Annotated in this window: 11 protein-coding genes; all 11 read right to left on the bottom strand. The window is 57.6% G+C overall.

What is annotated here, in order from left to right; all coding sequences use genetic code 11:
* Window positions 1–298 precede the first annotated feature (298 nt).
* The 11 genes from NDN16_RS19130 to rfbC all read right to left on the bottom strand — a co-directional run bounded on the left by NDN16_RS19130 (window position 299) and on the right by rfbC (window position 12,422).
* Window positions 299–1,015 (bottom strand): class I SAM-dependent methyltransferase, encoded by a 717-nt coding sequence (locus tag NDN16_RS19130; protein ID WP_251115057.1) that lies wholly within the window; start codon window positions 1,013–1,015, stop codon window positions 299–301.
* Entirely contained in the window at window positions 993–3,824 is a 2,832-nt protein-coding gene (locus NDN16_RS21175) for a rhamnan synthesis F family protein (protein WP_251115056.1), read from the bottom strand. Before NDN16_RS21175 ends, NDN16_RS19130 begins: the two co-directional genes overlap by 23 nt.
* Window positions 3,821–5,107 (bottom strand): class I SAM-dependent methyltransferase, encoded by a 1,287-nt coding sequence (locus tag NDN16_RS19120; RefSeq protein ID WP_251115055.1) that lies wholly within the window; start codon window positions 5,105–5,107, stop codon window positions 3,821–3,823. The genes NDN16_RS21175 and NDN16_RS19120 overlap by 4 nt, the downstream gene beginning before the upstream one ends.
* A gap of 138 nt (window positions 5,108–5,245) precedes the next feature.
* The gene (locus NDN16_RS19115; RefSeq protein WP_251115054.1) at window positions 5,246–5,998 is read right to left on the bottom strand and encodes an ABC transporter ATP-binding protein; all 753 of its coding nucleotides are present in this window, start codon (window positions 5,996–5,998) and stop codon (window positions 5,246–5,248) included.
* A 4-nt stretch (window positions 5,999–6,002) separates the two neighbouring features.
* Entirely contained in the window at window positions 6,003–6,743 is a 741-nt protein-coding gene (locus NDN16_RS19110) for an ABC transporter permease (protein ID WP_251115053.1), read from the bottom strand.
* Between the two features lie 209 nt (window positions 6,744–6,952).
* Window positions 6,953–7,870, bottom strand: a complete 918-nt coding sequence (locus NDN16_RS19105; protein ID WP_251115052.1) for a rhamnan synthesis F family protein — start codon at window positions 7,868–7,870, stop codon at window positions 6,953–6,955.
* Window positions 7,867–8,757 carry a hypothetical protein gene (locus NDN16_RS19100; protein ID WP_251115051.1) on the bottom strand — a complete coding sequence of 297 codons (891 nt, stop codon included), beginning with the start codon at window positions 8,755–8,757 and terminating at the stop codon, window positions 7,867–7,869. Before NDN16_RS19100 ends, NDN16_RS19105 begins: the two co-directional genes overlap by 4 nt.
* Window positions 8,754–9,884 (bottom strand): glycosyltransferase family 4 protein, encoded by a 1,131-nt coding sequence (locus NDN16_RS19095; protein WP_251115050.1) that lies wholly within the window; start codon window positions 9,882–9,884, stop codon window positions 8,754–8,756. The genes NDN16_RS19100 and NDN16_RS19095 overlap by 4 nt, the downstream gene beginning before the upstream one ends.
* 22 nt (window positions 9,885–9,906) lie before the next feature.
* Window positions 9,907–10,785 carry a dTDP-4-dehydrorhamnose reductase gene (gene rfbD / locus NDN16_RS19090; RefSeq protein WP_251115060.1) on the bottom strand — a complete coding sequence of 293 codons (879 nt, stop codon included), beginning with the start codon at window positions 10,783–10,785 and terminating at the stop codon, window positions 9,907–9,909.
* Window positions 10,786–10,787: 2 nt separating this feature from the next.
* A complete protein-coding gene (gene rfbB, locus NDN16_RS19085; RefSeq protein WP_251115049.1) occupies window positions 10,788–11,852 on the bottom strand; it encodes a dTDP-glucose 4,6-dehydratase in 1,065 nt (354 codons plus the stop codon).
* A gap of 3 nt (window positions 11,853–11,855) precedes the next feature.
* A complete protein-coding gene (rfbC, locus tag NDN16_RS19080; protein ID WP_251115048.1) occupies window positions 11,856–12,422 on the bottom strand; it encodes a dTDP-4-dehydrorhamnose 3,5-epimerase in 567 nt (188 codons plus the stop codon).
* Window positions 12,423–12,439 lie beyond the last annotated feature (17 nt).

Below are 12,439 nucleotides of genomic sequence, written 5' to 3'. Positions count from 1 at the left end.
GAAAGGCCGCCGCCAGAACCGTCGATGAACTCTGGTCAGTCGTCGCCAGATGCCTCTCCGCCTTCACGCCAGAGAAATGCCAACACTATTTCGAAGCCGCAGGATATAACCCGGAATAAGTCGAATCTGCTCTAACAACGCAAGATACATAAATTATTGAAATAAAAATGTATTTCATTACACTTATTATGTGTCATCTATTTTTAAGAATTTCAGCTCGCCGGAGCTTCATTCCTGTGAATGTTATTCGCAGGAATTAGCCTCCTCGTCATTGCGCACTTATAGCATGTCATCGCAACTAACGGCTGCGTCGAGCACTCATTGCATGCGCGGCGGGGAAGTCGAGGGCCGTTAACGTAACGTGGTCAAAGCCCGCCTTGAGAACCTGACACCATGCGTCCGCTCCATATTCCGTCTGAACCCGAAAGTCTTCACCGCCCTGGCTTGGGTCGCCATGATAACTCGGTATCAACCCGTCCCGCCTTCGAGACAACCTGCCGATGATGATGGGAACAGTGTAGGCGAGAAGCCCGCCAACCCGCAGCACACGGTAGCACTCTTGAAGGCCTTTAACCGGGTTCGGCACATGCTCCAATGTGTCGGAATGCAAAACGACATCGAATGACTTATCAGCATAGCTCAAGGATTGAATGTCCTCTTGCGGATATGATGCCAGCCTGTAGCCGGGAAGCGACGCAAGGAGATTGCCGATGCCAGCTGCACCATTCAGGTCCAGAATATCGATCGTCCGGGCACGAGCCTGCTCAACGAATGACGCCAGGGGCCCTTCGGCATCCCACGCGGCCAACAACGCCTTGCACAACACCATGGTACGGAGGTTACCGCCGCATGACACACAAGTGCGGCCCTGCTGACGATTGATATAAGTGACCTCAGATGACGAAAGCTCCCATTCGAAAATGAGGCCCGGCCAAAGCACCGGTCGATCTTCGAACTCTGTCCCGCCGCAGATTGAACAATGGATCATAACGTCACCAAGTGGTTCCGGCGACATGAAGGCCCGCCATCCGATAGCCAACATGCCGCGCAACAAAGGGGATCAGTCGTTCGATAGCATGCAGGACCGTTCCGTCATAAGGCACGGGCTCCTCGGGGTAATCGTCCCAGTTTAACCCAAGGCCGAATAGCGGTCGCAGGGCGCTCGGCCGAGCCCAGAACATCGTGCCGAGGGGAAAATCAAAATAGGTATCCAGGGGCAGTGACAAGCCCATCCGCTCCGCTAGTTCGCTCGCGACACCGAGATTTTCATCCCACCCCACAAGATGAGGGTCTTCGGCAATAAGAAGCCCTGTTTTCGCGTCACCGGCAAACACTGCCGCGGCCATATCCAGCATGGGATATTGTCCGCCAATCAGGTTCTCCCACAAAAACCTGCGCCAATGATCGCCAATACCACCGCCGACGACTTTCGTCTTTTTACCGTGAACATGCCCAATCAAGTCATACTCGTCGCCACTGAGCTCCAATGCAAGCTCAGTCAAAAACGGCCCAATGTCGCGTCCCCGGTTTGGGACGATCCGGACATCGACAAAACCATTGTGCCGATGGAAAATCTTCTGAAGATGGTCACGGTCCCTTTCCGATCCCGTCGTCAGGAAAAGGTCACACGTGAGCGAGTTCTGCGAAAGGCGGATGGCTAGGTCCGGCGCATCATCGACATAGTAAAAATGGCCATGCAGCGCAATTTTAAAGGCCTGCATGCTTTGATTGCATTTTGGTGCCGATGATGGAGAGTAGACTTTATGGATCCATGGACCTAATGGGCGGCCATTTCGCAGCCAGTGCAGCACCGGGTTGACGTCACTACCACTATTCATATCGAGATACGCGTGCGCATAGGCTTGCGGATGAAAGCCCTTCACCGGCCGACGCATCGGTGTGCTGACAGAAGTTACGTCGAGCATATTCCAGAGTGACCATTGCCGCATCGCAAAGGTGGCTAATTCTTCATTGTCGACAATTAGACGACCTGGATCACAGAGCATGTCATGGTCAAGCAACCCGGAGTCCGCCAACTCAACAACGTCCGCCCTGCTCTCCTTTAGCGCCGCTCGCCTGCCGAAGTCGTCCAACATCGACGCGTACCGACCCATGTCAAACGCTTCACGTCCCACGCGCTCGACGTTTTGTCGCAGTTCCTGGTTACTCCCCGGGTCAGATGCAAGTTCAAGAATAAGTTCAGCAGCCTTCTGAACATCTAAATAAGGGACGACAAGGCGCTGCGTTGCGACATCCGCAGCTAACACTTCGCCTGTGCCACATGCCCCTTCAAAGCAGACGGTAGGAATTCCACTTATAAGAGCATCAATTCCCACATTGGGCTGAGGATCAAGCCGTGACGACATGAAAAACACATCCGCTGCCTCATAGGCCGGCCCAAGATCGGCCACTGCGTCCAGTATAGTAACGCTGCCTTCCAGGCTTGATCGCCCAATTTGGTCAGCCAGGTATGCGCTGAATGCGAGGTCGCCTTCCGGATTGAAGCCATCGCCAATCCAGATGAAGCGAATAGGAGTTTCGCTGTTCATCCTTCGCACGGCGGCCGCCGTCGCGATAAAAAGGTCTATCCCTTTGCGATACTGAACCGTCCCAGCACCAAGAACCAGAAATGCGTCTTTGCGTCCTGCTGGGCGCAGTGCATCGCGAAGTCTTTCAGTATCCTCGTCGCGTTCCATCCTCGTGTCAGCGACACAGGCGATCGGCAGTTCCGCTTTCCCCTGAGGACTAATGGTGATGCCCCTCCGATACTTAAGATGGGCAAAACTATCAAAAGCTGACTGCGCAACGACTTGAGCTGGAAATATAACATATGGCGCCCACTTGAAGATATCATACATCTTATCGTATGCATTGCCTGTGTAGCTCATAAATTCATGGACAAGAGCTACCGAAGGCACGCCTTCCAACGCTAAAGGTGGAACTACTAGATGTGTTTCAATACTGTTATTGATTGCGTACAAAGGCTTATATTCATTAACCAATTTCTTCATTATCATAGAAATCTGTAATTTATGTAATTCCCCTTCTCTCAATGGACCGACTTGAACTGTTGAAATCGCCTTGAATTCTTTTTCAATTGCCCCTGCACGCAACAGAAACGAAACAATTCGGTAGTCTTTCGACAGATGTTTGATAATGTTCCATCCAAGTATGGGGGCGCCAGTCCTCGATGCCTCGTGCGAAACAACTAGCACCACGGGACGATTATCTCCCTTGGGCAAGAGCGGAAACTCGAGGTGGTCGGTTGCTGCAATCGGGCTACGGTTTTCCTGTCTTCCGCTCTGCCAGTAATGCACCAGTGGTGAGATACCCGCCTCAACGACGTCCGGATAGAACTCAGCGTAGATACCAGGGTCGAAATGTTCGGAAGGACGCCATCCTAGACGCTCGCCAATTATAGCATAATGCAGCGCTGGATCGAGCCCAGCAGGAAGGCGTCGGGCATAAAATTCCGCGTTGAATAGAGGAATTTCTCGAATCCGCGCCGCCGCTTCCTCTGCAGCGGCCTCATTGAATGCTAGCGGAACGCCACCAAGAAAAGTCAGTTCCGCCCATGTAAAGGCTGGCGCTCCGCCGTAACCACATGCGGAATAGTATGGATGCAGAAAATTACCACGAAAATCAGGGCTAGGCTCCAGACCACTCAGCCAGCCCTCCTGTAGATAATGAAGGGCTGCATTCGCGTCTGACGTTAGTCCCGCTTGCTGACGATAATACACTGTATTGAAGATACTGAAAGTACTGAGGAACGCAGCGGCTTCCAATTCTTCCTCATCGAATTTGAACAATTCAAGGATACTCACGGCCGCTTCCCCGCTAGAATACGTTCTCGTACGAAGCGCTTGGCCGATTTCGGCGTGATTTGAGCGACGTAAAGAACTCCGAATCGACGGAGAATGGCGACGAGGCGTTCGTGTAGCGCTTCATAACGCTGCTTCCATTCCGCGGCCTGCGCTTCAGCAAGCTCCAGTCGGCTATGGGAATATGTTTGTGTGGATCCGCTGCTGCCTAATCGTGTTCTTGCAGCTCGGCGCAGTAGGTCGCACTGAGCGCGCAAGACCTCATTCTCGGCTCGCAGCGTATCAGCATTATTAAGTGAAATAGCGCTCTCTTCTGGACTTTCGCATTCAGAGACTTCGCTGGATCTCGTCACCTTGGCCAACGCTAGATCACGTTCGATCTCCAGGCGGTGGCCTTCGGCCTTTTTGGCCTGACGTTCATAGATTTTCATCTGTTCGGCGTATCGTGCATTCTCTTCCTGAAGACTTTTAACGGCAGCCGCTTGCCGTACGTTTTCATCCTGCAATTGATGTAGAACTGCTAACTGATGAACCTGGTCAGTTTCAATAAAAAGCGAATTGCGCGCTGCCGGCAAAGCCTCGTTTGACGCCAAGGCAAGGAGATACGGTGGCCTTGGTAGCCCTGAACTGACCTCATAGTGCCGCGCGCCCCGCTTTTCAAATGTAAGAGTTCCGACAACGTCCACTCCTTCGTCCACCACCACAGCGGAACCGATAATTGGCCGCTGCGATACAATCTGTATGTTGGTAAAATGTTGCTCCAGCAGACGCGTAAACTCTATGCGAGATAATTCGTTGGCGTGATAAGGATTGGCTTCACTGCCGGGCGGCGAGTAGATGTCCCTCTCGGGTGATGAAAGAAGTAAAACGCCGCCAGGACGCATTACACGGAGAGCCTCCATCATAAACAATTCATGTTCCAGGAAATGCTCTAGAGTTTCGAAGGAGACAAGAAGATCAACACTGCTGTCAGGAATCGGAATCTGCCGCGCGTCACCTTGCGTGAAACGCAAATTTTCACGCGGATAAGCCCGACTTGCATGTTCTACTGCGTCTGAAGAAACGTCCACACCGATCACAGACCGCGCAACCTGCGCTATGAGAGCCGAACCATAGCCTTCGCCGCAGGCTATATCGAGCACGTCCTTGTTTCGACTGAGCCCGCGAGCCAGAAAATATCGATGAAGGTGCTCAATCTCCACTTGCCCCGCAACTGCGGAGGTTAGACGCTCTCCCGTCCATTCCAGAGGAATGTCGGGCACGGTGCGTTCGAATATTTCACCCATGGTTCAGCTTCCAGATTGAGTATTCGTTAACGTATGCGGAAAGTCACGGGTCTTATCGGGTTAAGCGCCGCTATTAAATATTGATATAATCACCGCTTAATTTAAGCGAGAATTTCCTTCATGATCACACTATAATTTTCAGTGTCGCGACTCCTTATAGGCTTCCAGCACTTCGTCAATCGGCCCGTGGGAGCGCATCCGTCCATGCTCCATCCACAAGCCGGTCGTACACCATTTGCGTAGCAGTTCTTCCGAATGGGACGCCATGATGAGCATGCCGGCCTGGCCGATGAATTCGTTCAGGCGACGCTCCGCCTGCTCTAGGAAGGCAGCATCGCCAGCACCGATCCCTTCGTCGATCAGAAGGACCTCCGGCGTGATGGACGTGGAGATCGCAAAGGCCAGCCGCGTCGACATGCCGGCGCTGTAGGTTCGCATCGGCATATTGAGGAATTCGCCAAGCCCCGTGGCCTTGCCGATTTCCATTTGGCGCGCCTCGATCTCCTTGCGGGAATAGCCGAGGAGCATTCCCCGCAGGATGATGTTGTCCCAGCCTGAGGCATCCGGATCCATGCCGAAGCCGATATCGAACATCGCCGCCGTACCGCCTTCGACGCGAAGGGAGCCGCCTGTCGGCTCGTAGATGCCTGCTAGGACGCGCAGTAGGGTCGACTTGCCGGAACCATTGTGGCCGACGAGCCCGAGCCGCGTGCCGTGAGGAAGGTCAAGCGTCAGATCGTCGATGGCGCGGACGGTCAGCTTGCCACGCCCCTCGCGCGGCCGGATCTGTCCGCCGGTCGCGGCAGCGAGAACCTTGTTCTTCAGGGACCGGCTCGTTGCATCGAATATGACGATGTCGACCTGTACGTTCTGCAGTGTGATCGATGCCATCGTATCAAGCCCAGTACGCTATGCGAGCACGAAACCGTGCGAGAAAGAGAGTGGCAACCACGCCCATCACCGCCGTCAGGATTGCAACGACAACCCAGTTTTCCACAGTTCCGGTGCCGCCAAGAAGCGGGTCGCGCGCAATCTCTATGAAGTGATAGAAGGGGTTGAAATGCACAAAGACCGCCCGCTCGGGAAGCTGTGTTGCGCTCCATATGATCGGTGTCATGAAGAAGGCCACCTGGGTGATGCTCTGCACGATCATCGGCATATCACGGAAGCGAGCCGAGAACGGGCCGAGGATCATCGCGCAGAAGATCACGTTCAAAAGGATGAGTAACATGGCCGGCAGGAACAAAAGACCATTCCAGCCTGGATTCAGCTGAAAGATTACGGCAACGACGACGAAAATCAGAAGGTTATGCGCGAAGGTAATGAACTGCGCCCAGGCGAACTGCATCACATAGACCATCAGCGGCAGGTGGATTTGACGCACGGATGCGGCCGCTGAGGTGAATACGGTGCAGGCATTATTGATCGAGCTACCGATCAATCCCCAAAGGATCAGGCCCGTCGCCAGAAACGGCAGGTAGGTCGAGATATCCATGCCGAATATCTGCGAGTAGAGGACGCCGAGGCCTCCTACCATTACGCCCATCGAAAGTGTCAGCCAGAGCGGACCGAGAACGGAGCGCTGGTAGAGACGGCGGACGTCACGCCATCCAAGGAACAGCCAAAGCTCGCGCATCGCGATTGCGCGCCGGACGTCTCGGCCCAAGGCCGCGAGCCGTTGGGCGAATGACTGTCCCGCATGAGAAATGAGAACGCGTTGACCGCCTGCGCCTGCCATATGTCTCTGCCTTGGAATGGTGACTTGTCGTACGCTGGACGAACAAGTTATCGGTGAAGCGCCTATAGCCAATTCGTGATCGGCTGTCCAACAAGGCGGACGTTTGGTTATCGACCGCTTGAGTGGAAGGCACCGGTGAATGTTTGTTTGACGAAGCGGCGAATAGAAGCCGGCAGCGCCGCATAGAACGGCGTGACGAACCATAGATAGCGCATGACGAATGCGCCGAGACGGCTAGGGTGGCGCACATGAACCGTGTCCGTATCCACGACCTGTAGCGCTTTCGACTTCAAATCGTCCAGGGTCAGGCCGTCCGGCAATTCGCAGACCATGGACGTGGTGATCGTCGCCGCGCCCTCATGACCCGCGATGGCTGGAAACAGGCGTTCGAACGCGTGGGCCACCGTTCCGTCCGTCTGTCCTTTTTCGGCCGAAAACAGGTCGCCGTAGTCGTGCCGGGAAAGGGCCTGCAAGGCACTCGACCGAAACCAGAACATGGTGCCTGCGGCGAAATACGGCGTATCTGAAACCAAGGGTTCAAGATCGACGTTCATATGCGTCGCTATTTTTCGCAATGACCGCATGTTGCGGCCGATATGGCGGTCCAGTGAGCACAGGGACTTGTCGGGAGCGACGATGCCGATACGAGGGTTCGAAGCTATCCGAGCCACGATCGCGTTGACCTGGTCCGGATCCGGCAGAAGAGACTGCAGCAGGGCGTCTCGCCATGAGACACCATCAAGCCGGTGCAGCGATTTCTTGCCATGCAGTTTGAGCCCGACATCGAATGGTTCCGCCAACCGCAACGCCTCCAGGAAGGGTAGGACATCGCGGCCGCGATTTTCCGTCGAATACGTTGCCATTGTAACCAGGTATTCGGACTTCGGCGGATCGAACTGGTCTGGATCGGACGTTGTCGTCAGGATGATGCGATACGGCATCGCCATACGTTGCTGGAGACGGTTGCGGATCGGAGCCCATGTGTCGGGATAGTGGATGTGCACAAAGACAGCTACGGACGTCACCACTTGCCTCCGGAAGCAAATCCCGAGCATGCTGCGCGGACCGCCCGTCCGATGAACCCGCGCGACACCGGCGATCGCAAAGCGTAGGCCAGGATCTGAAGCGGGACGTATATTATCAAGCGCAGCTTCCAACCGCTGGGTACATGGGCGAGCCGAAGCATCAGAGCCTGACTATGTACATAATTGAGCATCCGGAACTCGTTCTGGTAGGGAAAGACGACCGGACCAAGGCGCACGACGCCGTTGCCGACGCGATGCGGCATGATGGAGGCCGTATCGCACCACAGACTATAGCCGTGAGCGCGGGCCCGGAACGACCACTCCACATCGACCCCGTCCATCCTGAGATCCTCCCGGAAGGGGCCGACCGCCGCGTAGGCGGAGAGATCGAGACAGCAGCCGGAGATGATGAGATAGGCGACCTCCTGCCTGGCGTCTGCGCGCTTCCCCGTGAGGCGATAAGAGGGCGCTTTTGATCGCGGATCGGCAGTGGTGGGCATGGGCCCCACCGCAGCAGGCTTGTGGCCCTGGAAACCGATTTCGGTAAGCGCCACGTCCAACGCGTCTGCCAATTGCGGCCCGACATCGCTGTCCTGATCGAAGAAGATCAACCTGTTATAGCCATCCTGAATGGCCGCCGCGACCATCCGGTTCAGGCCTGCGGCAATTCCGGTGTTCGTGTCTGATTGAATTATCCGGACGCGATCGCGGCCATCGAAAAGCGCCAGTCCATCGGGGTCGATCGCTTCACCCAACGGGCCGTCGATATAGACATAGGTTCGGTCCGCGCAACCGGCGAGAACATCGGCCAGCCGTTCGAGAGCGGCGGGATCGGGGCGGTAGACGGTAATCGCGGCCGCAAGCCCCATGCGGTGCGGCCGGCTCATGCACCCCACCGACGATAGAGGGCGGTCGTAGCGGCGATGACGTCCTTCTCGGTGAAGCCGCGCTCGACCCGGTGGCGTGCCGACAGGCCGTAGGCACGCATTCGATCAGGATTCCGCCAGAGGGCGATCAGCGCATCTTCCAGCGCCTCGACATCGTTGGGAGGCACGACGATACCATCGACCTCGTCGCGCACGAAGCTTCGGCAACCCGGCACGTCCGTGGTCAATAACGTGCGGCCGCATGCTGCCGCCTCCAGCAATGTTCTGGGCAAGCCCTCCCCGCCGCGCGACGGCAGGCACGCTACGTGATTGGCGCTCCAAACGGCGCGAACGTCGGTCGCCACGCCATGCCAGTTGATACCCTCGCGGGCCGACCATTCTTTCAAGGTCGCCTCCGGAATCGACTTTGGGTTCTGAGCATCCGGCGCCCCAAACAAGGAGAGTTCGATGATCGCGCCCCGCTCCCGAGCCCGCGTGACGGCTTCGACGGCCAGGTCGATCCCTTTCGACCAGACCATGCGGGCGACGATCGCCACCTTGAGCGGCGGAAGCCCCGGCATGGGCGTCTGGCGGAAGTGATCGGGATCGATGCCGGCGCCTCCAACGATGGTAACACGCGCATCCCCCGGCTCGAGGCCGAAGCTGACGGGGTCGTCCGGATTCTCGAACAGATACTGCGTCTCGCGTGTCTCAAGCGCCTTGCGGATTAGGCAGACGATGGATCGCGCAGAGAAGCGACCCAGGCGGTCCTTGCGCGCCGTCAGGACGCCGCCTCCGGTTACCGCGAATACACGCTTGCCGATACGGGCCAGCGACGCGGCCGCCCCTCCGATCAAGATCGAACGCAATGCGATGAGGTGGACTCGATCAATCCTCTCCCGACGCAGTATGTTCGCAAGCCGCCTGATCGAAATCGCCACGGCGATGGGATCGAGACTTCGGCGATCGGCCTCGAATGCGACGACACGCCCCCCTGCCGCCTCGATGATTCCGGCATGGTCACGCACCCGGGTGATTACCACCGGCTCGAGCCCTGCGTCGCGTGCGGCATTCAGCATCGGCAGAAAATGCGACACGAAAAACCAATCCTCCGTCACGATGAATGCGAGTTTCCTGCCACCGTTCATGAGAGGTTCGACACCCTTCGTCTCACTCCGCTTCAGTCAAGGCCTCCAGGCATCGCGACACGCCCGTTTCCCAGGCCGGCAGACGGTAGCCGAAGGTATCGGAGAACCGTTTCGTCTCAAGGCGGGAATTCGCCGGGCGCTGGGCCGGCGTCGGATAATCGGCGCCTGGGATCGGCTCGACAACGGCAACGGCGCCACCCGCCTGGACCGACTGGCGGAATATCTCCTCCGCAAAACCGGCCCAGGTGGTTTCCCCCGACGATACCATATGAAACACGCCGGTGGGGGCGCCTGAATCGGCAGCGAGCCGGCGTGCGACGACCACAATCCCCTCGGCGATGTCGGGCGCGTAGGTCGGCGTGCCATGCTGGTCCGCGACGACGCGCAGCGTATCGCGCGTTGCTGCGACGCGCAGCATGGTCTTCAGGAAGTTGTTGCCATAGGGGCCGTAGACCCAAGCCGTCCTGAGGATGACATGGCGCGGGTTCGCGGCGGAGACGGCCAGTTCTCCTGCCAGCTTGCTGCGGCCATAGGCGCCCTTCGGCCCGGTCTCATCCGTTTCGACATAGGGCGTCGACTTGTCGCCCGGAAAGACGTAGTCGGTTGAAATATGGATGACCGGAAGCCCGGCAGCAGAAGCCGCGGCCGCAACGTTGCCTGCGCCCTGCGCGTTGACGGCAAACGCGGTTTCCTCGTCCGTCTCGGCCTTGTCGACTGCGGTATAAGCGGCGGCATTGACGATCACGTCGGGACGGAAAGCCGAGATCGCGCGCTCGATCGACGAACGGTCGGTCAAGTCGAGTGTCGGCCTGCCCAAGGCCTCGATCTGAAGATCGTCATTCTGTAGGGCAAGAAGGGCCTGTGCCACCTGCCCTTCACGTCCGGTTACGAGAAGACGCAAGGTCATGCGGAAACCTTTTGGCCCAGACGCTGCCCGCTGTACCGCTGCTCGCGGAGAGGGCGCCACCATGCCTCGTTCTCAAGATACCAGCGGACGGTCTTTTCGAGGCCGCTCTCGAAGTTCTCCCGCGCCTTCCAGCCAAGTTCCTGCTCGATCCGGGTCGCGTCGATCGCATAACGCAGGTCGTGACCGGGCCGGTCCGTGACGAAGCGGATCAGGTCGCGGCGCTTGCCCCCGTCGGCAAGCGGCCGGAGCCTGTCCAGCGTATCGCAGATCGTCTCGACGACGATCAGGTTGGACCGCTCGTTGCGCCCGCCGATGTTATAGGATCGGCCGGGCTCTCCTTTGGTAGCCACCAACGCCAGCGCGCGTGCGTGATCTTCCACGAAAAGCCAGTCCCGGACATTCTCGCCCTTGCCGTAGACCGGAAGCTCCTTGCCGTCGAGGCCGTTGAGAATGACGAGCGGAATCAACTTTTCGGGGAAATGATACGGCCCGTAATTGTTCGAACAATTCGAGAGGACGACCGGCATGTGGTAGGTATGGTGCCAGGCCATCACCAGATGGTCCGAAGAGGCTTTCGACGCCGAATAGGGCGAAGACGGCGCATAGGGCGTGTCTTCGGTGAACAGCCCACCCTCGAGCGGAAGCTCGCCATACACCTCGTCGGTCGAGATATGATGGAAGCGAAAGCCTTGCTTGCGGGCATCGTCCAGCCCGGACCAGTATGCGCGGGCCGCTTCCAGGAGCTGGTAGGTACCGACGATGTTCGTCTGGATGAAGTCCCCCGGGCCATCGATCGAACGGTCGACATGGCTTTCCGCCGCCAGATGCATGATCGCATCCGGTTTCGCCTCGGCCAGAAGCGCCTCGACCATCGGACGATCGCAGATGTCGCCGCGCACGAAGCGGTAGCGCGGATGCCGTTCCAGCTCGGCGACCGAGCCGAGGGTCGCGGCATAGGTGAGCTTGTCGAGGTTGACGACCTCGTGCTCCGTATCATGGATCAGATGGCGGCAGACCGCCGAGCCGATGAAGCCGGCTCCGCCGGTAACGAGGATCCTCATCGCTTAGGCTCCGTAGACGAAAGGCGTTTGAATTTGCGAGAGACGAGGGGCTGCCGCATCCTTTGCCGAAAGGATCGGCGTCCGGCCTTCGAGCGGCCAGTCGATCCCGATATCGGGATCGTCGAAACGAATGGAGCGATCATGCTCGGCGCTGTAGCGCGCGGAGACCTTATAGAAGACCTCCGTATCCGGCTCCAGCGTCAGAAAACCATGTGCGAAGCCCGCCGGCACGAGGATCTGATTGAAGTCATCGGCCGATAGCTCGAGGGATACCCATCGGCCGAACTGCGGAGAGCCCGTGCGGATGTCGACCGCGACGTCGAGGATCCGGCCCTTCAGCACGCGCACCAGCTTGTCTTGCGCGAATGGGGGCTCTTGATAATGGAGCCCGCGCAGGGTGAATGCCTCTGCCGAGAAAGACTGGTTGTCCTGCATCCAATCGATCGCCACGCCGTGATCGTGAAAGCGTTCGCGATTGTAGGTTTCAGCAAAGAAGCCGCGATCGTCGCCAAATTTGCGAGGCTTCACTTCCAGAACTTCCGGCAGTGCGAGCTTGCGAATTTCGAGCATCATGTCTCCATGGAAAA

The sequence above is a fragment of the Aureimonas altamirensis genome, from assembly GCF_023702225.1.
Taxonomy (GTDB): Bacteria; Pseudomonadota; Alphaproteobacteria; order Rhizobiales; family Rhizobiaceae; genus Aureimonas; species Aureimonas altamirensis_B.
The sequence above is the reverse complement of the archived record's forward strand: the minus strand, read 5'-3'. Positions and strand labels throughout refer to the sequence as shown.